Annotated in this window: 23 protein-coding genes; 11 read left to right on the plus strand and 12 right to left on the minus strand. The window is 62.6% G+C overall.

Annotated features, from left to right (window positions below; translation table 11 throughout):
• Positions 1 to 48: 48 nt before the first annotated feature.
• From EK373_RS07215 to EK373_RS07225, 3 genes are all read left to right on the plus strand, one after another.
• On the plus strand, positions 49 to 1029 hold the full coding sequence (locus tag EK373_RS07215) for a LysR family transcriptional regulator (RefSeq protein WP_232831037.1): 981 nt from the start codon (positions 49 to 51) through the stop codon (positions 1027 to 1029).
• 114 nt (positions 1030 to 1143) lie between these two features.
• The gene (locus EK373_RS34220) at positions 1144 to 1284 is read left to right on the plus strand and encodes a helix-turn-helix domain-containing protein (RefSeq protein ID WP_129643402.1); all 141 of its coding nucleotides are present in this window, start codon (positions 1144 to 1146) and stop codon (positions 1282 to 1284) included.
• 227 nt (positions 1285 to 1511) lie between these two features.
• A complete protein-coding gene (locus tag EK373_RS07225; protein WP_129642029.1) occupies positions 1512 to 1850 on the plus strand; it encodes a hypothetical protein in 339 nt (112 codons plus the stop codon).
• Position 1851: 1 nt separating this feature from the next.
• On the opposite strand, the gene EK373_RS07230 is transcribed toward EK373_RS07225, so the two are convergent.
• Together EK373_RS07230 and EK373_RS07235 are read right to left on the minus strand one after the other, a co-directional pair.
• Positions 1852 to 2442: a DUF1579 family protein gene (locus EK373_RS07230; RefSeq protein ID WP_129642030.1), complete on the minus strand. Its 591-nt coding sequence runs from the start codon at positions 2440 to 2442 to the stop codon at positions 1852 to 1854.
• Positions 2439 to 3167 (minus strand): phosphotransferase, encoded by a 729-nt coding sequence (locus EK373_RS07235; protein ID WP_129642031.1) that lies wholly within the window; start codon positions 3165 to 3167, stop codon positions 2439 to 2441. The genes EK373_RS07230 and EK373_RS07235 overlap by 4 nt, the downstream gene beginning before the upstream one ends.
• Before the next feature lie 77 nt (positions 3168 to 3244).
• Here EK373_RS07235 and EK373_RS07240 point away from each other — a divergent pair, with 77 nt between their 5' ends.
• The 3 genes from EK373_RS07240 (at position 3245) to EK373_RS07250 (ending at position 5049) form a co-directional block, all read left to right on the plus strand.
• The gene (locus tag EK373_RS07240) at positions 3245 to 3610 is read left to right on the plus strand and encodes a GNAT family N-acetyltransferase (protein ID WP_157994263.1); all 366 of its coding nucleotides are present in this window, start codon (positions 3245 to 3247) and stop codon (positions 3608 to 3610) included.
• Positions 3611 to 3613: 3 nt separating this feature from the next.
• Positions 3614 to 4021 carry a DUF4431 domain-containing protein gene (locus EK373_RS07245; protein WP_129642033.1) on the plus strand — a complete coding sequence of 136 codons (408 nt, stop codon included), beginning with the start codon at positions 3614 to 3616 and terminating at the stop codon, positions 4019 to 4021.
• An 86-nt stretch (positions 4022 to 4107) separates the two neighbouring features.
• Positions 4108 to 5049, plus strand: coding sequence for a rhodanese-like domain-containing protein (locus tag EK373_RS07250; RefSeq protein WP_129642034.1), 942 nt, complete (start codon positions 4108 to 4110; stop codon positions 5047 to 5049).
• Here the strand turns inward: EK373_RS07250 and EK373_RS07255 are convergent.
• Positions 5036 to 5260, minus strand: coding sequence for an EF-hand domain-containing protein (locus EK373_RS07255; RefSeq protein ID WP_198683123.1), 225 nt, complete (start codon positions 5258 to 5260; stop codon positions 5036 to 5038). The two genes, EK373_RS07250 and EK373_RS07255, sit on opposite strands and share 14 nt — an antisense overlap.
• Before the next feature lie 292 nt (positions 5261 to 5552).
• Between EK373_RS07255 and EK373_RS07260 the strand changes: the two genes are divergently transcribed.
• Entirely contained in the window at positions 5553 to 6065 is a 513-nt protein-coding gene (locus EK373_RS07260) for a Dps family protein (protein ID WP_129642036.1), read from the plus strand.
• 83 nt (positions 6066 to 6148) lie between these two features.
• On the opposite strand, the gene EK373_RS07265 is transcribed toward EK373_RS07260, so the two are convergent.
• Positions 6149 to 6442 carry a PilZ domain-containing protein gene (locus EK373_RS07265; protein WP_157994264.1) on the minus strand — a complete coding sequence of 98 codons (294 nt, stop codon included), beginning with the start codon at positions 6440 to 6442 and terminating at the stop codon, positions 6149 to 6151.
• Between the two features lie 290 nt (positions 6443 to 6732).
• Between EK373_RS07265 and EK373_RS07270 the strand changes: the two genes are divergently transcribed.
• Complete coding sequence (locus tag EK373_RS07270) at positions 6733 to 8004, plus strand: TetR/AcrR family transcriptional regulator (RefSeq protein ID WP_129642038.1); 1272 nt, start codon at positions 6733 to 6735, stop codon at positions 8002 to 8004.
• Complete coding sequence (locus EK373_RS07275) at positions 8001 to 9038, plus strand: histone deacetylase family protein (protein ID WP_129642039.1); 1038 nt, start codon at positions 8001 to 8003, stop codon at positions 9036 to 9038. The genes EK373_RS07270 and EK373_RS07275 overlap by 4 nt, the downstream gene beginning before the upstream one ends.
• Before the next feature lie 4 nt (positions 9039 to 9042).
• Here EK373_RS07275 and EK373_RS07280 read toward each other — a convergent pair whose 3' ends face one another.
• The 7 genes from EK373_RS07280 to EK373_RS07310 form a co-directional block, all read right to left on the minus strand.
• Positions 9043 to 10611, minus strand: coding sequence for an ATP-binding protein (locus tag EK373_RS07280; RefSeq protein ID WP_129642040.1), 1569 nt, complete (start codon positions 10609 to 10611; stop codon positions 9043 to 9045).
• Positions 10612 to 10807: 196 nt separating this feature from the next.
• A complete protein-coding gene (locus tag EK373_RS07285; protein WP_198683124.1) occupies positions 10808 to 13102 on the minus strand; it encodes a TonB-dependent receptor plug domain-containing protein in 2295 nt (764 codons plus the stop codon).
• A complete protein-coding gene (locus tag EK373_RS07290; protein ID WP_129642042.1) occupies positions 13017 to 13820 on the minus strand; it encodes a phosphatase PAP2 family protein in 804 nt (267 codons plus the stop codon). The genes EK373_RS07285 and EK373_RS07290 overlap by 86 nt, the downstream gene beginning before the upstream one ends.
• A 3-nt stretch (positions 13821 to 13823) precedes the next feature.
• Positions 13824 to 15491 (minus strand): BamA/TamA family outer membrane protein, encoded by a 1668-nt coding sequence (locus tag EK373_RS07295; protein ID WP_129642043.1) that lies wholly within the window; start codon positions 15489 to 15491, stop codon positions 13824 to 13826.
• Between the two features lie 54 nt (positions 15492 to 15545).
• A complete protein-coding gene (locus tag EK373_RS07300) occupies positions 15546 to 16580 on the minus strand; it encodes a FecR domain-containing protein (protein ID WP_129642044.1) in 1035 nt (344 codons plus the stop codon).
• Positions 16581 to 16584: 4 nt separating this feature from the next.
• On the minus strand, positions 16585 to 17208 hold the full coding sequence (locus EK373_RS07305; protein ID WP_129642045.1) for an RNA polymerase sigma factor: 624 nt from the start codon (positions 17206 to 17208) through the stop codon (positions 16585 to 16587).
• A 41-nt stretch (positions 17209 to 17249) separates the two neighbouring features.
• Positions 17250 to 18947: a phosphoethanolamine transferase gene (locus tag EK373_RS07310; protein ID WP_129642046.1), complete on the minus strand. Its 1698-nt coding sequence runs from the start codon at positions 18945 to 18947 to the stop codon at positions 17250 to 17252.
• A gap of 142 nt (positions 18948 to 19089) precedes the next feature.
• Here EK373_RS07310 and EK373_RS07315 point away from each other — a divergent pair, with 142 nt between their 5' ends.
• On the plus strand, positions 19090 to 20829 hold the full coding sequence (locus EK373_RS07315; RefSeq protein WP_129642047.1) for an ArnT family glycosyltransferase: 1740 nt from the start codon (positions 19090 to 19092) through the stop codon (positions 20827 to 20829).
• Between the two features lie 3 nt (positions 20830 to 20832).
• Here EK373_RS07315 and EK373_RS07320 read toward each other — a convergent pair whose 3' ends face one another.
• Complete coding sequence (locus EK373_RS07320; protein WP_129642048.1) at positions 20833 to 21450, minus strand: superoxide dismutase family protein; 618 nt, start codon at positions 21448 to 21450, stop codon at positions 20833 to 20835.
• 198 nt (positions 21451 to 21648) lie between these two features.
• Here EK373_RS07320 and EK373_RS07325 point away from each other — a divergent pair, with 198 nt between their 5' ends.
• Positions 21649 to 24132: a TonB-dependent receptor gene (locus EK373_RS07325; protein WP_198683125.1), complete on the plus strand. Its 2484-nt coding sequence runs from the start codon at positions 21649 to 21651 to the stop codon at positions 24130 to 24132.

A 24132-nucleotide genomic window follows, 5' to 3' on the forward strand; every position in this document is an offset into this window, starting at 1 on the left:
GATAAAAAAGCCGAATAATTCGCGAGAATTGATCGAATGAGTCGATAGATGGCAACTCGAACACCTCCGGCCGAGACAAAAAATCCTTTGCCAACCATGCGGTTACCTCACATCAGCATGGAGCAGTGGCGCTGCCTGATTGCGGTCGTCGAGGCCGGCGGTTACGCCCGCGCCGCGGAGGCGCTGCATAAGAGCCAATCCTCGGTGACCTATGCCGTGCAGAAGCTCGAATCGACATTGCAGGTGAAGGCCTTCGAGATCCAGGGCCGCAAGGCCAGGCTCACGTCGGTTGGCGAGATGTTGTATCGACGTGCGCGCCTGCTGCTCGAAGAGGCCGACGCCATCGAGCGCGCCGCCGGTCGGGCCTCGGCGGGCTGGGAAGCAGAGATCTCCATCGCGGTGGAGATCCTGTTTCCAACCTGGCTGATGTTTCAGTGCCTGGATCGATTCGGCAAAGAAAGTCCCCAGACTCGCATCGAATGGTTCGAGACCGTGCTCGACGGCACTCCCGAGGCGTTACGTACCGGCAAGGTGGATCTGGCGATCACCGGCATCGTGCCGCCCGGGCTGCCGGCGGAGCAGTTGATGACGGTGCGTGGCAGTGCCGTTGCCCATCCGGATCACGAGCTGCACAAACTCGGCCGGCCGGTGGAATATCGCGATCTGCGCAAGCACCGTCACATCATCGTGCGCGATAGCAGCGCCAAGCGCGACAAGAAGGCGTTGACGCTCGATGTGGCGCGTCGCTGGACGGTGAGCAACATGGCGACCTCGATTGGCGCGGTGTCGCGCGGTTACGGATTCTCGTGGCTGCCCGAAGACAAGATTCGCACCGAGCTGCAGAAAGGCGAGCTGAAGTTGCTGCCGATGCGGGAGATGAATCAACGCACGCAATCGCTGTACCTCGCGTTTGCGGATCGCGACGGCGCCGGGCCGGGCGCGTTGCGGCTGGCGCAGATCATCAAGGAAGAAGTGAAGAGCGCCTGCCTGGCCGCCGGCCATGAGCTGCGAGACGTCGCACCTCGATGATGCCGCGCGAGCAGCCGTCACTTCCCCGATCGGGCGATGCGTGGTCCGCTCCTTCTGGGGTGTTCGCCGCCGCGACCCTGGATGACTATCGACGTCATCCGCTGTCAACGCTAGCTGTTACAGAACGATCGGCCGGTCTGCGAGATCGCAGCGGCGCTGGGCTTTTGCGATCAGAGTTACCTGACCCGCACGTTCCGGCGCATGACCGGAGTCACGCCGCGCGACTTCGCTCGCTCAAAAGCCAGCGTTGATTGAGCAATGCGGCAATGGATTGCCGCTGCCGCGGCAAGGGGCCGCCGTCAGTCTGGGGAGGATCCGCATTGAGCCTCGCTTGATACTCGACCTTAGGGGGCCATTCAGGGTTGGTCTCATCCATGATTTTCCCTTACGCAACGATAACCTCTGCAACCGGTGAGATACCTGACCAGCAACGGGCACGACGTGCTCGCGGGTCCGCCGGATAAAGAAGAATGGGAGAGGTCATGAGTCAGTCGGGTGAGAAACGGGCGTCGGCGCCGGTATCGAACCGGAAGTCCGGTCGCGCAGTGTTCGACGATGGCCGCACAGTGTGGGAATGGCAAACGGCCACCGGTGTGTTCGAACGTCAAGTGAGCGACGAGCAGCTCGCTCGGTTGGAGAACGCGGGCTTGCAGCTGGTGGAACAGGTATACGAGGGTCGCGCGATCTACGGCGAACCCGCCAACCAAGCGGCGCACAGCGCTCGCAAACAGGTGTTCGTGGGCCGGCCCGCGCCGGTCGTACGATCCTCCTCGGCAGGGACGCTTCGTCAGTTCTGGCGTCGGTTGTTGCCGTCGACTTGAGTCAGGGCTGCCGGATATAGAGATATTCGAAGGCCAGGAACTCCTTGGCCTGCGGCCGCTGCTCCTTGAGGAACAAGCGCACGACCTGCCGGCCGCTCTCGACTGCGCTGATGGTGAGGCGGTACATGAACGGCACGTTCTTGGCGTCGCCCCAGGACGGAGCGACAAAGCTGGTTCCGCGCAGTTCGATTTGTCCGTCGCGTGCTTGATTGGCGCCGGGCAGGGTGTAACTCATCATCTGAGGCAAGCGACTGTCCAGCGAAAAGTATTCGTACTGCTGGTTGATCGTGTTGAAGCTGACATAGGCGATGCGCGTGAAGGCCTCCTGCTGCGATCCGCCGGCGGGCGTCATCTCTTCCTGCAGAAACGCGTCGCTCACGATGCGTCGCTGCGCGGTCGCTTTCGGCAATTCAATCGCTTTGGCGTCCGCTCCCGGCCACATTTTGGGCTCGACGCTCCACTTGCCGGCCATCTGCCGCATGAGCGGCGTGACCGATTCTGCAGCCGGCTCACTGTGCGCGGGCGTCAGCGCAATCCATCCAATGACGTAAGCCAATAACAAGCGCGCGATTTTCGGGCGATGTTTCGTCATGCCAAAGATCCTTCTGCCGTAGAGACGCCGATCTTGTCTTCGTTGTCCCAGAGAAAACGATAGTAGGCAATGCGCTTCGGGTCGGGCTCGATGTCGTAGGCGCGGAAGAATTCCTGTTCCCAACCGGGGCCGTAGTTGTAATCGAGATTGATGCTCGCCACCGCCAGGTCGGCCCAGCGATCGGCGATGCCGAGCGAGCCGAGATCGACGTGGCCGACGGGGTTGCCGTCTGCGCCGATGATGGTGTTTGGCGAACAGGGATCGCCGTGACATACGACCAAGCGATCGATGGGCGGCACGCCGAGCTCATCCGATGGAACACGATGCCCCGTGCGTTTTTCGGGCGACCATTCGAACGGACATTCAGCGACCGGCAGTGTTTCGTGAAGTATCCGCAAGCCGCGTCCGATGGCGCGCGCCGCGACCAGCGGTTGAGAGATCCAGGGTTCCATCACGGCGCCGGTGCCGGCGAGCGCCGCAGTGACCAGCCACTGAGCGTCCTCGTTCGAGCCCCAGTCCAGCACTTCAGGAACATTGTGGTAGCGCGCTGCCCATTGCAGCCGGACTCGTTCCTTATCGAGATCGAGCCGAGTGGCGTGCGGATTCCATTTGATGAAGCGAGTGCCGGCGCGATACGTGGCGCCGCCGCGTTCATTGGTCCAGACCAGCTGAGGTTGCAATCCGACGGCTAGCTCGAGAACTTTGGATGGGATAGGTTGAGTCATTCCGAGGCACGATAATGGAGATCTCCTGGATGCGACAGGCTTGTTCAGCAGATGTGCCAGCAATGCACCGTGTGCGGATGTCCGTCCTCGAGAATCGTCTGGTCTCTCGACAGTTGTCTGAACAGGACTACCGCGTCGAAATCGAAGTCACTGGCCGGGGCTGGGTCATCGAAACAGAAGGAAATATCGTCGCCTTCGCCGTGGGCAACGCCGCGACCGGGAGCATCTGGGCGCTGTTCGTCGAGCCGGGGCACGAAGGCAGAGGCTATGGCCGCCAGCTGCACGACACGATGGTTGCCTGGTTGTGGGAACAGGGCCACGATCGGCTGTGGCTGACGACGGAATCTGGCACTCGCGCAGCACGCTTTTATGAAGCTGCGGGCTGGCGGCAGGTGGGCGAGACCGCCGATGAACTTCGTTACGAGCTGCGCAGATCGGAATAGGGTATGTGGCGCACGCTGCTGGTCATCGTGCTTTTCACTGCGCCGCCGGCGGGGGCGCTGGAATACTCGTGTCTTCAGTACGGCCCGATCGACATCGCCGGCACGCTTGTGCGGCACACCTACGCCGGGCCGCCCGATTACGAGAGTGTGACCAAAGGCGATGAGCCGCGGACTGTCTGGGTGTTGCAGCTCGATGAGCGCGTCTGCGTCGATGCCAACACTCGTTATCCGCGAGAAGTCATCCAGTTGGAGATCGAGCTGGCGCTGACGCCGAAGCAGTTCGAGCGATATCGGCAGCTGCTCGGGCAGAGGGTCAGGGTGAGCGGTGAGCTCGAGCATGGCGGCGCCAACTATCAGAAGCGCCTGGTCATCGCTCCCCGGGATATTGAAAAGACCGGCGTACTGCCATAACTACAGCCCCATTCCGGCACAATAAGCGCACGCCGATGCCAGTTCGCCCACCGGCATCGGGTGCACAATTCGCCAGGTGAGGTTGGATGGACACGCTGCTGCACGTCATCGAGAGCTACGGCCTGTGGGTCGTGTTCTTTTGCGTGCTGCTGGACCAGGGCGGCCTGCCGTTTCCTTCTTATGCGCCGATGATCGTGACGGCCGCGCTCGCCACCGACAAGCACGAATCGCTGTGGCCGGTGTTGCTGGTAGCGACGCTGGCGGCATTGATCGCGGATCTGGCGTGGTTTGCGGGCGGCCGTCGCTTTGGCAACAAGCTGCTGCGCTTGATGTGTCGTGTCTCGTTGTCACCCGATTCGTGCGTCGGCATGACTCGTAACATCTATGCGAAATGGGGCGCGCCGTCGTTGATCCTTGCGAAATACATTCCGGGCTTTGCGGCGGTGTCGACGACACTCGCCGGCGAGTCGGGCACCAGCTGGCGGCGCTTCATTATTTATGACGGCATCGGCGCCGCGCTCTGGGCGGCTGGCGCAATCGCGCTGGGCGCGATGTTTCACGAGGCCGTCGAGGCGTTGCTGGCTCAACTCGAACAGCTGGGCCATCTCGCGCTGTTGTTGCTGATCGTTGCCGTCGCGCTGTTCGTGTTGTTCAAGTGGTGGCAGCGTCAGAGATTCATGGCGCAGATCCGCATGTCGCGCATTTCCATCGATGAGCTGACGACGCTGCTCGATTCCGGCTCGGCCGCCACCATTCTCGATGTGCGCAGTCCGGAGCGCCGCGCGGCGTCCGGTTGGATTCCGGGCAGCATCGCCGTGCGCGACATCTCCGACTTACAGCTCAAGCCTGGCGAGGACGTGGTCGTCTACTGCGATTGTCCGAACGACGCTTCGGCGGCCGTCGTGGCAAGAAAGCTTCAGGAGCTGGGGTTCAAGCGGGTCCGGCCGTTGGCCGGAGGCATAGAAGCATGGCAGGCGCGCGGCCGACCGGTGGATCGCCACGCGGCCGATGCGGTTACTGCTGCGTGAGCTTGCCGATGGGAGTGCGGTTTTTTTCACCCGTGGCAAATTCGGCTGCGGACACGAAGCCGTCGCCGTCGGCGTCGAGCTCGACAAATGTCTCCGACAGCTTACGGTCGAAGCCGGCTTCGGAGCGGCTGATGCGATTGTCGCCGTTGCGGTCGAGGGTGGCGAAGGGCCCGGCAGCCGCCAGCTTGTCTTTGGCGTCGTTGGCAAACACGCCAGCAGTGCCTAGCAAGCACGCGCTACCTGCCAGCGCGGCAAAAATAAATTTCGCTGTCATCGAAGTGTCTCGTCGGTTCGTGGTCGTGGCGTCCCCGCGGGCCCGCCACGCGTATTGCAAGATATGCGCTCTGAATGCTCACTGAATGTGACAGTCATGCACCAATGTGCGCCGGAGCGCGAGATGTCGTCGATCGTCAACATAGAGCCTTGCTGTTGGAGCCCTGTGCGACGATTCAGTACGATGAATAAGTTCAGTTACGCAGCAAGAGCTCGTCAGGAGAATCTGTATGGCCAAAGAAAGTTCCAAGAAAAACGGTAGCAAAGGCGGTGCGGTTGCCATCGATATCGGCATCAGCGGTAAGGACCGGGAAAAGATTGCGGACGGCCTCGCCAGGCTGCTGGCAGATACCTACTCCCTGTATCTGAAAACGCACAATTTTCATTGGAACGTCGAAGGCCCGATGTTCAATACGCTGCACCTGATGTTCATGGAGCAATACACCGAGCTGTGGAACGCGCTGGACGCGGTAGCCGAGCGGATTCGTTCGCTGGGTTACCCGGCTCCGGGCACCTACAGCCAATTTGCCCGTCTCACCTCGATCGAGGAGACCGAGGGCGTGCCGGAGGCCATGGACATGGTGCGGCTGTTGGTTGCCGGTCACGAAGCCGTTGCGCGAACGGCGCGCGGCACCTTTCCGGCTGCGGAGAAAGGTGGCGACGAGTCGACGGCCGATCTGCTGACCCAGCGCTTGCAGGTGCACGAAAAGACCGCGTGGATGTTGCGCAGTCTGTTGAAATGATCCGAGGCTGATTCGTTCGATCTGGCGCGCCCGACTTGGACAGGGACGTCCTGATGCAGCGGGCACATGGACGTGCAGGGCCCTCAGCGGGCGCGCAGCATCGCGTCGACCGCGCTCTGCGCGTCTTCGTCCAGTTCCTGGAAGCGCAGCGAAATCCGGAACCCATCCATGCCCACACAGGTACAGCAGACCACGCTGGTCCGCGCCTGTAGCCGCACCGGATTGCCGCTCACATAGGCGTCGACGCGCACCAGCGCCGTCTCGCCTTCCTTGATCGTCCGATCCATGAGCAGGCCGACGCCGGTGCTGGAAATCTGAATGGCTTTGGCGGCCAGGACGGTGGCATGGCCCAGGCGCACGCTGGCCGGCCAGCGCATGGCCTTGATGCGGGTCGCCCCGGCGTCGGGGCCATGTGAGCTGAAAAAAGACTCCATGTCAGCCGTGTTTTTGGTTGTGGCTAGCGAGCGGGTAGTGGCTTACGTCACCCGGATTCGGGATAAAGCGTAGCGCAGACGTCGGGAACTGGCCCCCGTCCAGGCCAACGCGGTTGCGGAACTGTGAACCGGCTCTCGCGGCCTCCTGAGGGGCTGCCGATTGCGGACATCGGCGCGGGCGGGGTGAATGGGAGCGTCGCTGCGGTTACTATGGGTAACTCCGGTTTACTGCCATGACCTCGAACCCCAAAGACAGCGCGGCCCAGCCCACCGCCGAGGCGCCAGCCTCGGTCAATCGTCACGAGCGCGTGCTCGACGAGGCCGCTCGTCAATTGAATCAGAAGGGTGTGCTGCTCACGTCGCTGGCCGAAATTGCCGCGAAACTGGGCGTTACGCGCGGGGCGATGTACCACTACGTCGCCGATCGCGAAGACCTGGTGTTCCAGTGCTATCGCCGGGCCGCCGAGATCATTGCGCGCCACTTGCGGGAAGCCGAGCGCGTCGGCGGCACGTCGGCCAACATCCTGATCGATTTCATCAGCCGCATGCTCGACCCGAAGGAGCCGGAGATCGCGGCCCGGGCCGAAATCGCGATGATGAACCAGACTCAGCGCGACACCATCCAGGGTCTGTATGACGCGCTGACCGCCCGCCTTGCGCACCTGCTCGAGACCGGGCACCGCGAGGGCGTGCTGCGAGCCTGCGACATCGAGGTGAACGCGCGAGTCATTCTCAGTCTGGTCACGTGGGCGCCGTTGGCTCGACCGTGGGCGCACGCTGTCGGTCCCATGGGCGCCGAACGGCTGCGATCCGCAGTGATGGCGACCGTGCTCGAAGGATTTTCGACGCGTGCGGAATTGCCGAACTATCAACCTTTGGATCTTTCCAAGCTTGCGCCACAGGTGGTGAGCGCGTTCGATCGAGACGCCGCGCTCGAAGCCAAGCGCGAGGCGCTGTTGCGAGCCGCGTCGCGCGCGTTCAATCGCAAAGGCATCGATGCAACGTCGCTCGAAGAGATCGCCGGTCAGTTGGGAACGACCAAGCGCACGTTCCATCATCACATCGGCAGCAAGCAGGAAGTCGTGTCGGCGTGCTACGAGCGCGCGTTCCGCATTTTCCTCTTCATCAAAGACCGCATGCTCGAATACTCGGGCACGCGGATGGAAGCGCTGTCGGCGTCGATGGACGCGCTGGCGCGCGCTTATCCCAACGAAGATCTGAATCCACTGTCGCCGCTCGTCGGGCACGGCGCGTTGTCGGCGGAAGGCCAGGCGAAGTTCGCGGTGCGCTCCGATCAGCTCGGCGACGCGTATCACGAGCTGATCCGTCAAGGCATGCGAGAGAGCAGCATCAAGGATGTGGACGTGCACGCGCGCGCACTGATGCTGCCGGGCCTGCTCAGCTGGCTGGTCAAGGACGACGTGCCGACCGACCCGTTACAACAGCAACACATCGCCCGCGAGATCGCCAACCTGGTCGCCGTGGGTCTCAAGGCCCGTTCATGAAGATCATTTATAGCGACCGTCACCGTCTGCATGCCGGTGACAAGGAAATGTATCGTGGCCAGCTGGTGCCGTGCTTCGAGAAACCAGAGCGCGCCGACTTCGTGTATGAGGCGGTGAAAGCGCGCAACTTCGGGCCGATCCTGGCGCCGAAGGAATTTCCGGTCGCTGCCATCGAGCGAGTGCACGCGCCTCGCTACATTCGCTTTCTGGAAAAAGCGTGGGATCTGTGGAGCGCTCAGGGCTATACGAACGATGCGTTGCCTGCGGTGTGGCCGGTGCGCGGCCACCGCAGCGACATCGAGCCCGATCACTTCGCCGGGAAGTTCGGTTTGTATTCCTACGACAGCGGCACGCCGTTCACGGCTGGCACCTGGGCGGCGGCAAAAACGGGCGCCGACATGGCGCTCACCGCGCAGCAGATCGTCAGTGGCGGCGAGCGCGCGGCATTCGCGTTGTCGCGTCCGCCCGGGCATCACTCGGGGCCGGATTTTTTTGGCGGCTACTGCTTCATCAACAACGCTGCGGTCGCGGCCCAGGCGTTTCGTGACAACGGCGCCGGACGCGTCGTCGTGCTGGATGTGGACTATCACCACGGCAACGGCACGCAGACCATCTTCTACGATCGCAGCGACGTGATGTTCCTTTCCATCCACGGCGATCCTCGCACCGAGTATCCGTTCTTCCTCGGTCATGCCGATGAGACCGGCAGCGGTGAAGGTCTCGGCTATAACAAGAACTATCCGCTGCCGGCCGGCAGCAGCAATGCGTTGTGGTTCGATGCGCTTGGCGATGCGGTCCGTCGCATCAACGAGTTCAAGCCCGACGCGCTGGTGATTTCACTCGGCGTCGACACCTTCGCCGACGATCCGATTTCCAAGTTCCAGCTGCGCGAGCCGGAGTACTTGAAACTCGGTGCGCAGCTCGCGGCCCTGAACTTGCCGACGGTGTTCATTCTCGAAGGCGGCTATGCCGTCGCCGAGATCGGTCACAACGTCGCGCACGTCCTGCAAGGCTTCGAAGACGCCGCGATGTAAGCAATCATCGTTGCTCGCCGAGAGTAAACATGAACTGCGCGCCCGTGCGGCCGTCGCTGCACGCCCAGATATCGCCGCCGTGACGTTGCACGATGCGCTGGACGGTGGCCAGGCCGATGCCGACGCCCGGGAACTGCCGAGCGTCGTGCAGGCGAGTGAACGGCTTGAACAGCCGGTCGGTTTGATTCGGATTGAAGCCCGCGCCGTTGTCCTGCACCCGATAAACGACCCGGCCCGCGCCGTCGACGTATGAGCTCAGCTCGATCCGGGCGCGCTCGCGTTTGGAGCTGTATTTCCAGGCATTCGACAGTAAATTCTCCAGCACCACGCTCATCAGGCCCGCATCCGCCGTCACCTTCAGTCCCGGCGCGATGCTGACTTCGGCCTCGCGTTGCGGCTCGGCGCTGCGCAGCCGGGTCATGATCTTGCTGGCGATTTCGCTCAGGTCGGTGGACTGCAAATACAACTCGGTGCGGGTGATGTGAGACAGGCGGAGCAAGTCGTCGATGAGCGAGCCCATGCGCGTCGTGGAATCGCGCAACCGAGCGATCGACGACGCTGGCAGCACGCCGGCGTGCTCGCGCGCCATGTCCAGCTCCGCATTCATGATCCGCAGCGGTGCCCGCAAATCGTGCGATACCGCCGATGAAAACGCTTCGAGCTCCTGGTTGACCGTCTGCAACTCGCGCGTGCGCTCGCGGACCTGACGCTCCAGGTTTTGATAGACCTCGACGTTCTCCATGGCCACCGCCGTCGTGTTCGCCAGTGCTTCCAGCAGCATCAACTCCTGAGGCGTGCACTCGTGATGACTCGCCCAATAGTTGCCGATGGCGCCGATGGGTGCGTAGGAACGGATCGGCACCATCGCCAGGCTGTGCACGAACGTCGGCCGATACGCGGCGTGCGGGATGCGCGAGTCTTTATAGATGTCGGGAATGACCGCGGACTGACTGTTGAGCATGGCCCAGCCGCTGATGCAGGTCTCCAGCGGAAAGCGCTGACCTTTCCACAGTGGCGAGATCGCGTCCTCGTCGACGTAGTAGCAGTGAGCGCCATCGCGCAATACAAACGTCGCACCGTCGCAGCCGGTGAGCTGGCGGGCCGCCTTGCGCACGATGTCGACGATGGCGTCGAGTCCGCGAGCCAGCGACAGCTTCTGCACCACATCGACGAGCAACATCATCGCTGCTTGCGGAGGCGCCACCACTGGCGCGGGCGGTTTGATATTCCGGCGCAGCGCTGCACTGAGCTGCCAAAGATGATCCTTGAGCACGTAGTCATTGGCGCCGGCCGCGAAGCTCGCCGCCACTTCGGATTCGAGCGCCGCTCCGGAACACACGATTACAGGCACATCGGGGTAAGCAGCCTTGGCTTCGCCAATCGCATCTTCGGCGCTGTAGCCCGGCAGATTGTTGTCGACCAGCACCACATCGAAGCCGCCGGCCTGCAAAGCGGCGGAATATTCGCCCGGACCGCGTACTTGAATGAATGTCGCCGGGATGCCTTGTCGCTGAATGCCGCGCTCAATGATGAGCGCATCGCTCGGGTTGTCCTCGAGATGCAGGATCTTCATCTAACCTCTGTTCCTCGCAGCCCCCGGAAGGCCGGATCCGGGAGTCTTCTAATACGTGCTGCGGTTGCGAATCTTCACGCGGGAGCGGGGTCGGGGCGTGTGCGCTGGGTCACGATCGAGAAGCACAGGCGGTTAGGTATTTTCCACGGTCACTGCCATCTCGTCGCGTGGCTGGATGCCGCGCGAACCGGCGCGATCAATATCGCCACAGCACTCCGGCCGACGGGATCAACGGCAGCCAGGAACTGAAGTCGCGGACGTAGCTCGTCGAGCCGTCCGCGTTCTGCCGCAGCTCATACTCCACGCAGCAAGGATTGTCTCGCGAAGTCGCGTTCGTGAGCTCGACGAACACATCCAGCGCGCCGCGCGACATGAGGAACGTGCGTGTCAGTCGCATGTCCAGAGAATTGAAGTCCTCCAAACGGCTGCGATTGCGCGCCGAGACGTCGATGCTCGGCACTCCCGTCGTCGGATTCACGGGCAGCTCGGTAGTCGGCCAGCCGCTGTGGAAGCTGTTGATGACGGTCGCGGTCCATGGGCCGCTCGCCCAGGTCACTCCGAGATTGACGGCGTGTCGCTGATCCCAGCTGCGCGGCACGTCTTCGTTACCGATCCGATCCGTCACTTGCGACCACGTGTAGCTGAGCCAACCGCTCCAAGGTCCTCGCGGCCGCATCTGCATCAGCACTTCGACGCCCTCGGCGCGCGCGCTGCGCGCGTCGACCATTACGCGATCGAACTCCGCCTCCGGAAACAGCACCAGCGGATCCAGCATGTTTTCGAAGCGCGGATTGAGCTCCCGATAGTATTTTCGATAGGCCTCGACGCGCACATTGAAGCCTTCGTCGAAGGCGTGTTCGAGACTGGCGATGACGTGGTCCGCATGTTGTGCGGGATAGAAGGTCGAGATGCCATCTTCGACCTGCAGCTCGTTGATGCCTTGGGATTGGAAGAACCGCCCCCAGCTGGCGCGCAGCGTGGTCGCAGGTGACAGCGCATAAAGCACGCTGAAGCGCGGGCTCAGCTGTTCGCCATCGTCGCTGCCGTCATAAGTCTGCACATCGACGCGCAGCCCGGTTTCCAGGGTCCAGCGCTGCCCGAGCGTCGTTCGCACGTCCCAATACGCCGAGTTCTCATAGCCCTCCGGTGCCGGCGAGACGCGACGCGTAGTCACGGACCCTGGCGAGCCTGGGAACGGATAGTTGGGAGAGACGGTGAGGTCGAGCGAGTAATTGTAGTCGCCCCACAGCTTTCGGACTTCGCCGCCGAAGCGGTGCCTGAAGGCGCCGATATCCCAGCTGTTTTCCAATCTCAGTCCGGCGATGTGAAACGTTCGGTCATCCTGCACGCGGCCGGAGCGTTGGCCTGGCTGTTCGACCGAGCCGCGCCGTTCGTTGACCAGATCGGTGAACGAGCCAATGACCCGGCTCGACAGGTCAGGCGACCAATCGTGCTCGAGCGTGAGCCAGCCGTAGATGTTCCGATACTTGGCGCGCGCTTCCTGAGTGCCATTGTCGCGCCGGGCGACGATTTGATCGCCGGAGGCGAGCGCGTCGAAAGAAATATTCGTGGAGTCCGTGAGTGCGTATTCGGCGCGTGCGAAGCCATCGGAATAGTCGGGTTCGCCGAAGTCTTCTTCCGCGAACTGCGCCAGCTCGGCGAGATTGCCTCGCCGAGCGGAGAGCAGCGCACGGCCCCGGCCGTCGTCAAAGCCGGTTGCGGCCAATGCGCTGGTGTGGAAGAAACTCAAGCCTGCTTCGTAGTAGCGCTCGGCAGGCCGGATCGTGCGCGCATCGATGATGGCGCTCATGCGGTCGCCATACGGCGCCGGAAAGCCGCCGGAATAGAATTCGATGCCGTCGATGATGCGCGAGTCGAGCAGGCTGATGGGGCTGTAGAAGTTCTTCAGATGAAACGGCTCGTACAGCCGCAGCCCGTTCAACAGAATGGCGGTCTCGTTCGGCTCGCCGCCACGGATCGGTCCGAGACTCGACACACCGTTGGTCGCTGCGCCGGGCAATCTTTGCACGGCGCGCAATGTTTCATCCGCCAGTCGCGGCATTGCCTGCACTTCGTCCTGGGTCAGGAAATTTTTTGGCGCGATGTTCTCGGTGGCCAGCACGTAACGGCTGGTTTGCACGACGACTTCTTCCAGTTGCTCGGGCTCCTGCTTCTGCGCAGGCTGTGGTCGCGCCGAAGCGTTGGATGAATCGCGAACCACGGCATAAACGCGCGGCGCCGCCTCGGACAGCGACAATCCGTGCGCAGCCAGGATTTCCCGGGCCAATTCCAGTCCACGAGCCGCGCTCGGTTCGGCCTGGACGCGCAGGTCCGCCGGCACGATCTGGTCGTTGTAAATAAAGATCAGGCCCTGGGCGCGCAGATCCTTGAGCACATCGCCGACGCTACGGCCCTGCAGTTGCGCCAGCGCGGGGTGGCACATCAACAGTCCCGTCGACAGGCAGGCGACGCGCCGCAGCGCTGACTTCATTGCACTCCCATTGAGATCGAGGAGGCGCGGCAGTCCACAGCCGGGCCTTGAAAGCGAAAGTGTACAGAGATAGCGAGACTGTCCACACGAGCATCGCGCTCCACACATCGTGCGAAACGAAATGCGCGCCGCGCGACTGCTGAGCGATGCCGAACACCAGGCCCATCGACAGACCTGCTGCCAAGCCCCATCGCGCGGCTATTCGACTGCGCTCGCGGAGTACGAAGTATAAGGCCAGCAACGCGTAACCGGAGCTGGCGTGCGCGGCAGGAAAGCAACGAGCATGCCGCAACGCTTCGGGACGTTGCTCGAACAGATGAATGAACGGGAATGCGCCGCCGAACTCGGTCAGGTCGCGCGGGCAATCGACGTTGGTCAGCGTTTTCAGCAGTCCGACCAGCCCTACCGACAGTACGATGGAGACGAAGCAGTACAGCGCAGGTCTACGCAATTCGTGCAGTTCGGGACGCACCCAGGCCGCTATCCAAAGTCCCAGCGCCAGCGCCGCTACGCTGCGCACGAGCCAGGCGCCGTCACGATGGATCAGTTCATTGGTCCACCAGCTGGTCGCGCCAATCCAGCGCGACCGGGCTTCGTCGAAGTACAGCGCGTGCGCGATGGAGATATCGAGGGTGGTGCTGGCTAGCAGGGCAGCAAGCATCACGAACAGTACCAAGGGCGCGCGCAAGTGGCGCCAATAGAACATTGCGGTCGGCATGCTTCAGAACGATTTCTTGGTTTCGATCAACAGTTGCAGGGAATCGATGTCGCCGGGCCGATTCAGCGGCATTGCGAGGTCGATGTGCAGGACGTTGCCGAGGCCGGAGCGAGCGCTGCCAAGTCGCAGGCCGACGCCGACGTCCGAGAGCCAACCGGCCGGCGCGGCAGCGTATTCGTCCTGGCCCCAGGCGCGGCCGGTATCGAAGAACACCGCGGCGCCGACGTTGAACAGCTTCAGCGGCTGCCATGAGCTGTAGAAACGTTCTTCCAGCGTCAGCAGCGCATTGGCCTTGCCCGCCTGATAGCGCAGGGGATAGCCGCGCAGCCCGTTGTCGCCCCCGAGCAGCAGCTGATTCTCAGGATCCAGGTGTGATGTGATCGATCCCGAGATCGACGCGAAGAACACGCGTCGCTCTGACTGACGCAGGTAGAACCGGCTGCTGGCGTCGAGCACGGCGTCGCGGAGCGAACCGTCTTCCAGGCGCCCGCGCCAGCCTAGACCGTTGATGAGATAACGCTCGTGACCGAGATCGTCGCCCGCCTGCAACACGCCGTTCAATATCAAGGCGTCGCGCGTCGAGCCAAAAGCGGTGCTGGCGAACCCGGCTTCGAGACGGGCGCTGCGGCCCAGGTGGAGATCTTCGGTCCGGCCGATCTGATCCAGATTGCGCGTGCTCAGATAGTTGTCCTGGAGCATTTCGATGCCGACCCAGGGATAGGCCACTGTGCGATCGTCCGGAATCGCCACGTTAGGCTCGTTCAAGCGCGTCGCGAATGCGCGCGCGTCGTAGCGAAAGCCGCCGAGATAGCGCACGGTCCAGCCATCGTGCAGGCCGGAGGAGATACCGCCGCCGACATCGAACTGCCGTTCCTGCATGTCGTAGCGTGCGATGCGCTTGCCGAGCGAGTAGCGCGAGATGGCGCTGTCGACGTCGGAAGCATTCAGATTCGCGCTCCAGCGGGAATCGAGCGCGTAGAACGGTCGGGACAGACCGATTGCCTGCTCCTCGCCGTCGCTCATGGATGAGTAGGCGGTGGAGAGCGACCACCAGCTGCCGAACAGATGAGGATCGACATAGGTCAGGCGCCAGGCGGTGCGATCGACATCGTTGGTGCGCTCCGCCGAGATCTGTTTGCCCAAGCCGAGGAAGTTGGTGTCCTCGAATTCCAGGCGCGTCTTGTTCTCGCCGCCCTTGCGGCCGAAGGAAAAGCCGGGACTCAACGTCCACACGTCATGAACGCGCACCTCGACGTCGACCGTGTTGTCCTCGTTGTAGCGGACCACGTTGACGGAGGCTTCGTTGAAATAGCGCTGGTGGCGGAGCAGGCGCGCGGTTTCGTCGAGCACGCGACGGTGATAGGGCTCGCCGCTTCGGAACAGCAACTGCTGACGCACCGTCTCGCTGTGCGTGGAGATGTGCAAGCCATTGACCATGCGATAGGGCGCCGACAACGACTGGGTATCTTCGAACACGTCATCGATTCGAATGTCGATGTGGCCGATGCTGGCGCCGCGTTTCTCGAGCTCGGCATCCGAGGGCAGCTGGGACTGATCCAGAGCGGTCCTGCCAGGAAGCATCGCGACCATCGCATCGGCGCCGTGAGCCAGCGGTGCGGCGAGCAGTGTCGACGCGGCGGTCGTAACAGCAACCCTGGTGAAACATCTCATCGCGCCCCCACCGCCGCCGCATTCGGCCGCGACGATTCGCGTCCGGGCCGGCGCTCAGCGAGTTGGACGCGTGGCAGCGTTCGAATCAATCGGCGTGAGCTCGATGCCGATCGAGGTTGCGTCTGTTCGATAACGACGCAGCTGGGTCGTCGCCAGCACGGTGGTCAGAGCTACGTCGGCATCGAGTCCCGCGATGGAGCCGCGCAGCTTCACGGCTTCCGCTGCAGCTTCGGCTTGTGGCGTGGAGTAAACGACGTGCCGGCCGGTTTCGCGGGCGATCCATTGCAGGAACGTGGCGAGGGACTCATTGTCGATGTCGAACACGGGCGCGGCTTCCAGGGTCCACTGCCAGTGAGGATCGCTGGCCGCGAGAGAGCTTCGAGTGAGGTCGCCGCTGGCCGTCAAGCGCAGCACCTGACCTGCTTCGCCGGTGTTCGAAGTCGACGCGTTGGTTATACGCACGCGGCCTTCGCGCACGCTGACCACCATGGCGTCGGCCTGAGTTCGTACTTCATATTGAGTGCCGACGTGCTGAACCGACCCAGCCGCGGTGTCGACCGTCAGAGCGTTGCCGCTGCCAACGCCAGGCGGTGCGTCGATATATACCGCGCCCGAGGTCAGCGTGATGCGGTCGGTTGCGTCCACGGTGAGCCGGGTATCGTGATCGAGCCGCAACGACAGTCCGTCAGGGAAAGCAACGGCGGCGCGTGATTGGGGGCCGGTTTCCATGATGTCGCCGACGCGAATGAGCTGCCCGACCTCGCGCGCTTCGGCAGCCGTTTCGCCGGTGCTCGCCAGCAGACTGCCATCGACGCTTGCGACGCTGGCGACTTGCTCGGGCGCGGGCGCCATGAATCGATACGCGAAAGTGGTGACCAATACAGCGAGCATCACACCAGCGGCCAGCCGCCAGGCAACGACGCGTTGCTGGCGCCGGCGTTGTTGCACGATGGTGAGCCATTCGGCGTGCACGGCCGACATGACCTCGCTCGCCGCCGCGGCGGAAGGCTCGTCGCGCGCGCCAACTTCTCGAAGCAACGCTTCGATGCTGGCGTCGTTAGACTCGGGTTCGTCTCGTACCGTCGTCATGGCGCTACTTTCTCATACCGGCGAGCACATCGCTCGCTGTCGAACCGAATACTGTCTCCACCGCCTCGCGGAATGCCGTGCGGGCGCGGGCCAGCAGCGATTGCGCTGCTATGTGCCCGACGCCAAGCAGTGCGCCGATCTCCTCGACACTGCGTCCCTCGATATATTTCCATTCCAGCACATCGCCGTAGCGCGCCGGCAACCGATCGAGCACCGACTGCACCAGGCGGCGGGCTTCGGCGTTGCTATAGCCCTGCATGGGCTCGTCCGAGGCGGGCGCGGCGATGGATTCCAACGCTTCGCGCAGGCCCGGAGTGTCGTCGATCAGCACTACATTCTCATGATGGCGCTTGTGAGCGCGCAGGTAGTCCACGATCTGGCGGCGACAGATCTGGCACAACCAGCTGAAAAGCGCCGACTCGCCGCGAAAACCGGCCAGGCCTCGCATCGCTTTGACCAGGGTTGCTTGCACCACTTCTTTGCAGGCCTCGGCATCGTTGCCCAGACGGGGCAGGGCAAACCGGTAGACACGCGGGAAATAAGTCTCGAAAAACCGGCGAAAAGCGGCCTCGTCACCGCGCAACATGGCGGCGATCAGGACGCTGTCGGTGCTTTGTTCGGGGCTCACTTCTTCAGTAGGACGCGCGCGTTCGACAAATCAATCGCTGCTCACTCGCCACCCCCTCCACGGCGGCAGCCGGCGATCAGATCCAGGCGCCGATCATAAGCCTGGTTACGCAACTCGGCCGCCCCCAGCACCGTGTGGTAGAAAAAATCATGACTGATGGGCAGCTGGGCTTCAGTGCGCAGGCAGTCTGGTTGTAGCCGCGCGCGTCGGACATAACCTTCGGAGGTCCAGAGCAGCATGGGGACCTCTTTCTGCGCCGCCGGGGCGAAGGCGTAGGGCAGGCCATGCAGATAGATGCCGTTCTCGCCCAACGACTCGCCATGATCGGAGGCATAGATCAGCACGCTATCGAGCCGTGCGCTGGCCTCTCGGAGCATCCTGATCTGGCTGGCCAGCACATGATCGGTGTAGGCGATGGTGTTGTCGTACGCGTTGGCGATTTCCTGCTGGCTGCAATGCTGGAGTTGATTGGACCGGCACGCCGGCTGGAACTTCTCGAACTGCTTCGGATAGCGTTCCGAGTAGAACGGCCCGTGACTGCCTTTTTGATGAAACACGATTACGGTGTCGCGCTCGATCTTGCGCAAGGTTTCCGGCAGGTCCTCGAGCATGACGGCGTCGAAGCAGTTCGAGTCGTGGCAATACTTCGGATCGGAGTGCTGGTTGTAGTCGATGTTGGTCACGCGCGCGCAGACCCCTTTGCAACCGGAGTTGTTATCGCGCCATTGCACCTCGAAGCCGGCCTGGTCCAGCGAGTCGAGCAGATTCTTGTAGCGGCCGGCTTCATCGACTTTGAACTGGGTGCGCGGCAGGTGCGAGAACAGGCAGGGCACGGAGATCGCCGTCGACGTGCCGCAGGACGAGGTGTTCGCGAAATAGGTCAGGCCGGAGATCTGCGACAGTTCGGGATTGGTCTCGCGGGCATATCCGCCGAGCTGGAAGTTTGCGGCACGCGCGGTCTCGCCAATGACCAGGAACAACACCAACGGCTTCGCCGGCGCCGCGGCGGTACGTTCGATCTTGCCGGCGGGATCGATCAGCGGCGCGGCGGCGTTCGTCCTGTTGCTGCCGGCAACCAGGCCGACCATGCTGACGATCGGCGCTATCGGATTGAGCGTGTAACGAACCGGCTTGTGCGCGCGAAAGAAAGTGGCGTAGTCGGCCGAGCTGGCAAACATCCCCGCAACCGCTACGCCGAGCGCGACGACAACGGCAATTAAGCGCTGACCCATTTGAGCGCGCCAACTCGTTTCCGGCAGACGCACCCGCCACACGAGCAGGGCGGGAATGATGCCCAGCAGCACGCCGTGCAGAGTGACCTCTGCGTTCAGCAGTGCTTCGACTTCGGCATGATCGGTCTGTAACACGTTGCGCATCATCTCCTGGTTCATGATCGCGCCGTACTCGCTCATGAAGTACGCACTGAACGCGGCGATGACGAACATCAGACTGGCGGCGGCACGCATCACCCAGCGAGTCGGCGACAACAGCAGCAGCAATGTCAGCACGACCCAGGCGAGCACGAATAGCGATGTCATGAACAGCACCGAGCCTGCGCTGGGATGCCACATGGCCGCAGCCGAGAGCTCCCAGAAGCGGACGTTGTACAGCGCCAGCCAAATGAATGACACGCCAAACGCGAACGTGACATCGGAGGAGCAGGGAATGCCTTCGGCCCAACGCTCCCGAAGCCATTGAGATAATGGCAGCGGCGCGGCCGGGAACTGTTGTGTGTGCATCGACCGTTGGACGGCCGGCGTCGCCCCGCTCAATCGAAAATAAGTTTGCGCCGAACGCGATTGGTTTTTTCCACAGGCCCCGTCCAACACCAATTTGCGGCAGCCAAGGCATAATCGCCGCACTTTCGGATGCAGGTGAACGATGCAGGCGAGTTGGATTCAGAATTTGTTCCGCGTCGGCGACACTGGCGCGCGCGCTGTCCGGCTCGACTTGTTTTGGCTCCTGGGGCTTGGCCTGCTGCTGATCGCAACGGGCATCGGGCTGCGCGATCCGTGGCCCGCGGACGAGCCGCGCTTTGCATTGATCGTCCGTGACATGGTGGCGACGGGCGAGTGGTTGTTGCCGCGCGTCGGCGGCGATGTCTATGCCGATAAGCCGCCGTTGTACTTCTGGATCATGGGGCTGTCGCTGCTCGCGACCGGTTCGTTGCGAATCGCGTTCTTATTGCCGTCATTACTGAGTGGCCTCGCCTGTCTGCTCCTTGTTTATGACCTCGGCCGTCGGCTGTGGAATCGCGAGACAGGCCTGGCTGCCGCACTGGCGCTGCTGCTGAGCGTTCAATTTGTCTGGCAAGTGCGCCAGGCGCAGATCGATGCGACGCTGTTGTTCTGGGTGGTGCTTGGGCTGTATGGATTGGTCCGGCATTTATTACTTGGCCCGGCGTGGCGCTGGTACGCGGTTGGCTGGGCTGCCGCCGGGTTCGGTGTGATCACCAAGGGCGTTGGCTTTCTGCCGTTGTTGATATTGATTCCTTTCGCGGCGTTGCGTGGCCCGCGTTGGTCGCCGCGCGTACACGGCACGAGCGTTGGGCTGTGGTTCGTCGGGCCGCTGGCGTTCCTGCTGGCCGTGAGCACGTGGCTCGTGCCGATGCTGTTGGCGGCGAATGCCGATCCGACGCTCGCGGCATACCGCGACGAAATCCTGTTTCATCAAACCGTCGGGCGTTACACGGATGCGTGGCATCACCGCGAGCCGTTCTGGTATTTCATCGTCGAAGTGATTCCCGGCTTGTGGCTGCCGCTGACGTTGCTGCTGCCCTGGCTCGTGCCTCGTTGGCGTAAAGCGTGGCAGGCGGGCGACCTGCGCATCGGGCTGCTGACGTCATGGATCGTGCTGGTCGTGTTGTTCTTCAGTTTCAGCAGCGGCAAGCGCGGGGTCTACATTCTGCCCGCGCTGCCGGCGGTCGCGCTCGCGAGCGGTCCGTATCTCCTGGATCTGATGCAACGTCGCTCGGTGCAGCGAGCGTTGTTCATTCTGGTTGCGGCGATCGCGGCGGGTTGTTTGCTCGGCGCGGTCTACGTCCAGATACGACCGGCCCAGCGCCTGGAGCTCCTTGCCAGTTACGAGATCGACGTCTTCGGTCCGCTGCTTTCGATTGGCATCGCGGGTGCTCTGATCTGCGCATTCGCAAGGCCGGCGCGGGGCGCCCTGGCTTACGCAGGCTTGCTTGCCGCCGCATTGCTTACCGTGAGCTACTGGGTCAATCCGGTGATGAACAGCACTCGCTCGGGTGCGGCGTTCATCAAGCGCGTCGAGCAGATCGACGATCCCACCGCCGAACTAGGCTTCGTCGGCTTCAAAGAGCAATATCTGCTCAACGTGCACCGTCCGATCGTTCACTTCGGGCACGCGCGATGGAGAGATGCCGATCAAGAAGCAGCGGACGCCGCGCTGTGGCTGAGCGGCTCGGAGCATCGCCAGTTGGTCGTCAACGATTCTGCCCGGCAGCTGTGTTTCGGCGAGGCCGCGGCGCAGTCATTGGGTATGGCCAATCGCATCGAGTGGTTCGTCGTGCGCGGCGAGCCGAGTGCAACGTGTGTGGCACGAGGCAACGCGGCGGCGCTGTATCGCTACGCGCCGCCGTCTCGAGTCATCGACTAACGATCAGTTCGTTTGAACGGCAACGACACCGCAGGCGATGCGGTCGCCGGAGTTGCCGGAGGGCTGCGTCGTGTAGTCATCGGGCTTGGCGTGCACCACGAGCGCTTTGCCGAGGATGTCATTGGGCTGACCCGTTTGCAGTGAGACATCGGGATTGTCGATGTCCACCTCGGCGACGCCCTGCGCATCCGACTTCACATTCAACATGTCACCGGCGTGATGCGGCGGCGCCTGCGGGTTGCCGTGATCCTGACTGGTGGGATTGAAGTGAGCGCCGGCGCTGGTCGCATCGGGTGCGCTGCAATCGCCCTTCTCATGAAAATGAAAACCGAACTCGCTGTCGGGCTTCAGTCCCTGGACCATTCCTGAAATTTTTACTGCCGTGCCCGCGGCGGTGATCTTCAATGCGCCATTCGCGGTGTTGCCTTGAGTGGGGGAGAGTTTCACGGCCGCTCCAGCGGTGGCTTCGGCGGTGGCCGTGGTCTCGGGCTCGGTAGTCGTTGCAACCGATGGGCCGTCGCCGGCTGGCGGTGGCGCGTCGGCGGTCGGAGCGGTGTGCTCTTTTTGACCACAGGCGCCAATCAGCGCGGCGATTGCGACGAGGCCGACATACTTATTCATGAGCTACACCTCCGGAAACGAACGGGGGTAAATCCATGACGCATTGGTTGCGTTCCAAAAGAGGAGCGCGGGAAATCACATTTCGTTTCTTCTGAAAACTGACGATTGTCACATTCACGTCACTGTGCTGTCATTGCTCCGTCACGCGCTAGCACGAGCATGCGCCGCATTTCCGCAGCTAAGGATGCCAACGGTCATATGTCGCAGCTCAGCCACGCTATTCGTCGTCAACTCGCTATAGCGCTGCCTTTGTTTGTTGCCGGTTTCGCGCACGCCCAGGATGCCGGCACCTCGGCCAACAATTTAGAAGAAGTCGTCGTCACCGGCCGCGCCGGTGTGGAAGAGATCCGCAAGGTGGAAGTGAGCTATGCCGTCACGACCATCAATGCCGAATCATTGCGGATGGACGCGCCGCTCGGTGTCGCCGATGCCCTCGGCTCGGTGCCGGGCTTCTGGGTCGAATCCACCGGCGGTGAAGCCAGCGCAAATATTCGTGCGCGCGGCATTCCTGAAGAAGGGTTCTCGGCGGTGGCCATGGAAGAAGATGGCCTGCCGGTGCAGCACGATCCCGGTCTGGGCTGGTTGAACGCCGATCAATCGTTCCGCCTCGACGACACCATCGATCGTATTGAAGTGGTGCGCGGCGGCCCGGCGTCGATGTTCTCGTCGAACGCGCCCGGCGGCGTCGTGAACTTCATCACTCGCAAGCCCGGCGACGTCGCGGGCGGCACCGTCAAGGTCGAGAGCAGCGACTACGGCCTGCGTCGCATGGATGGCTGGTACAACTTGCCGATCGGCGACTGGCGGCTCGGCTTCGGTGGCTTCTATCGCGAAGACGATGGTGTACGCGATGCCGGTTACACCGCTAACAAGGGCGGTCAGCTGCGCTTTGCGGTGGGCCGCACGTTCGAGAACGGCTCGCTGGACTTCAACGTCAAGCGCATCGATGACCGGGTCATCTTCTACACCGGCTTGCCGCTGACCTACGACGCCGACGGCGATGTGGTCGGCGTGCCCGGCATCGATGAGCATTTCGGCACGTTGTCGGGTCCTGATACTCGCCGTGTCACGCTGCGCGACGCCGACGGAACTTTCCCGCTCGATATCGACCGCGGCACCGATGTCGAGCTCACTCAGTACACGTTGCGGTTCGAATATCAGCTGCCGGGCGATTGGAAGCTGAGCAATGGCACGCGTTATCGCGAATCGGAGAGCTCGCGCATCGGCCTGTTCCCGAACACACCGGTGACCGCTGCGGCTCGACTCGCGGCGGCGCGCGCCAACATCGGCACGCTCGTCCCGGGCGCTGTCGACGTGCAACTACGCTACGTGAACGCCCCGAACGAGGTCTTCAACGTCGCGAGCCAGAATGGCAACGGACTCACCAGCGACGGTTCCTTCCGCCAGGTGCACGTGCCGCTCGATGAGTTGCTCAACGATCTGCGTTTGATGCGCAATTTCGAGATCGCAGGCCAGAAGCACGACGTTGCCATCGGCCTGTATCTGGCCAAGGTCGACGAGGCGTTCGATCGCTACTCGGCGAATGCGATCATCGACGTTCGGGACAATGCTCGCCTGCTCAACCTGGTTGCCGTCGACGCTGCGGGTAATCCGGTGCGCACGCTCAGCGACAATGGCTTCATTCGTTATGGCTCGGAGTTCGCGAATGGCGAGGGCGAGTCGTTCACCAAGGCGTTGTATTTCTCCGATGAGTGGAGCTTGAACGACCAGTGGCGCATCGACCTGGGTGCGCGTTATGAGCAGGTCGACGTCGAAGGCAAGGTGGAACAGTTCGCTGGGCGCAACCTCGGTGTCTTGCAGAGCACAGCCGATGACAGCGTGCTGACCGGCACCGGCGTGTACGACCGCTTCGACACGGATTACGACGACTTCGGGTGGACCGTGGGCGTGAACTGGCAATTCACCGAGAGCATGGGCGTGTTCGCCCGCTATACCTCGACGTTCCGGCTTCCGAGCGTCGGCGATTACATCACCAACGCCTTCGCGACGCCGGTGGTTCGCACGATGGATTTCATCGAGGCGGGCTACAAATATGACTCGGATCGCTTCTCGCTGTACGCGACGCTGTTCCAGACCAAGTACGACAAGTTCCGGTTCGGCGATACTCGTTATAACCCGACGACCGGGAACTACGATCAGGTGAACGTCTTCACCGATACCGAAACGCTGGGTGTCGAGCTCGAAGGCACCTACAACGCGACCGATTGGCTGGACGTGGGCTTCAGTGCGACCTGGCAGGATCCGGAGTTCGGCGACTTCCGGCAGACCACGTTGGTCAACGGCACGCCGACGACGGTCGACTTCACCGGCAACCGGCTGCTGCGGGTGCCGGAAGTGAGCTATCGAGTGACGCCGGCGTTCAAGCTGGCCGAACAGGTGCGCTTCGAGATCGACTATCAGTATTTCGGCGATCGCTTCACCGATGCGGCCAACATCACCAAGCTGCCTTCGTACGACGTGCTCAGCGCGAACCTGAGTTGGTCGCCGATCGAGCGCATGACGGTTTACGTGCGCGGCGAGAACCTGCTGAATGAAGTGGGCCTGACCGAAGGCAACCCGCGTGCCGGCACGTTCGTCAGCGGTGAGGCGAATTCGCCATTCTTCATCGCGCGCCCGATCTACGGCAGGAACTTCCGTTTCTCGCTGACGTGGGATTTCTGA

Origin of the sequence: Peristeroidobacter agariperforans, assembly GCF_004138335.1 — a bacterium.
Classification (GTDB): Bacteria; Pseudomonadota; Gammaproteobacteria; order Steroidobacterales; family Steroidobacteraceae; genus Steroidobacter; species Steroidobacter agariperforans.

What these genes read in the sequence shown, in the direction of transcription:
- EK373_RS07310 (WP_129642046.1), bottom strand. Translation starts at nt 18,947, where the DNA reads ATGCACACACAACAGTTCCCGGCCGCGCCGCTGCCATTATCTCAATGG.
- EK373_RS07240 (WP_157994263.1), top strand. Translation starts at nt 3,245, where the DNA reads ATGTCCGTCCTCGAGAATCGTCTGGTCTCTCGACAGTTGTCTGAACAG.
- EK373_RS07285 (WP_198683124.1), bottom strand. Translation starts at nt 13,102, where the DNA reads ATGAAGTCAGCGCTGCGGCGCGTCGCCTGCCTGTCGACGGGACTGTTG.
- EK373_RS07290 (WP_129642042.1), bottom strand. Translation starts at nt 13,820, where the DNA reads ATGCCGACCGCAATGTTCTATTGGCGCCACTTGCGCGCGCCCTTGGTA.
- EK373_RS07225 (WP_129642029.1), top strand. Translation starts at nt 1,512, where the DNA reads ATGAGTCAGTCGGGTGAGAAACGGGCGTCGGCGCCGGTATCGAACCGG.
- EK373_RS07235 (WP_129642031.1), bottom strand. Translation starts at nt 3,167, where the DNA reads ATGACTCAACCTATCCCATCCAAAGTTCTCGAGCTAGCCGTCGGATTG.
- EK373_RS07250 (WP_129642034.1), top strand. Translation starts at nt 4,108, where the DNA reads ATGGACACGCTGCTGCACGTCATCGAGAGCTACGGCCTGTGGGTCGTG.
- EK373_RS07315 (WP_129642047.1), top strand. Translation starts at nt 19,090, where the DNA reads ATGCAGGCGAGTTGGATTCAGAATTTGTTCCGCGTCGGCGACACTGGC.
- EK373_RS07270 (WP_129642038.1), top strand. Translation starts at nt 6,733, where the DNA reads ATGACCTCGAACCCCAAAGACAGCGCGGCCCAGCCCACCGCCGAGGCG.
- EK373_RS07325 (WP_198683125.1), top strand. Translation starts at nt 21,649, where the DNA reads ATGTCGCAGCTCAGCCACGCTATTCGTCGTCAACTCGCTATAGCGCTG.
- EK373_RS07300 (WP_129642044.1), bottom strand. Translation starts at nt 16,580, where the DNA reads ATGACGACGGTACGAGACGAACCCGAGTCTAACGACGCCAGCATCGAA.
- EK373_RS07265 (WP_157994264.1), bottom strand. Translation starts at nt 6,442, where the DNA reads ATGCGCTGGCCGGCCAGCGTGCGCCTGGGCCATGCCACCGTCCTGGCC.
- EK373_RS07245 (WP_129642033.1), top strand. Translation starts at nt 3,614, where the DNA reads ATGTGGCGCACGCTGCTGGTCATCGTGCTTTTCACTGCGCCGCCGGCG.
- EK373_RS07275 (WP_129642039.1), top strand. Translation starts at nt 8,001, where the DNA reads ATGAAGATCATTTATAGCGACCGTCACCGTCTGCATGCCGGTGACAAG.
- EK373_RS07295 (WP_129642043.1), bottom strand. Translation starts at nt 15,491, where the DNA reads ATGAGATGTTTCACCAGGGTTGCTGTTACGACCGCCGCGTCGACACTG.
- EK373_RS07260 (WP_129642036.1), top strand. Translation starts at nt 5,553, where the DNA reads ATGGCCAAAGAAAGTTCCAAGAAAAACGGTAGCAAAGGCGGTGCGGTT.
- EK373_RS07280 (WP_129642040.1), bottom strand. Translation starts at nt 10,611, where the DNA reads ATGAAGATCCTGCATCTCGAGGACAACCCGAGCGATGCGCTCATCATT.
- EK373_RS07215 (WP_232831037.1), top strand. Translation starts at nt 49, where the DNA reads ATGGCAACTCGAACACCTCCGGCCGAGACAAAAAATCCTTTGCCAACC.
- EK373_RS07230 (WP_129642030.1), bottom strand. Translation starts at nt 2,442, where the DNA reads ATGACGAAACATCGCCCGAAAATCGCGCGCTTGTTATTGGCTTACGTC.
- EK373_RS07320 (WP_129642048.1), bottom strand. Translation starts at nt 21,450, where the DNA reads ATGAATAAGTATGTCGGCCTCGTCGCAATCGCCGCGCTGATTGGCGCC.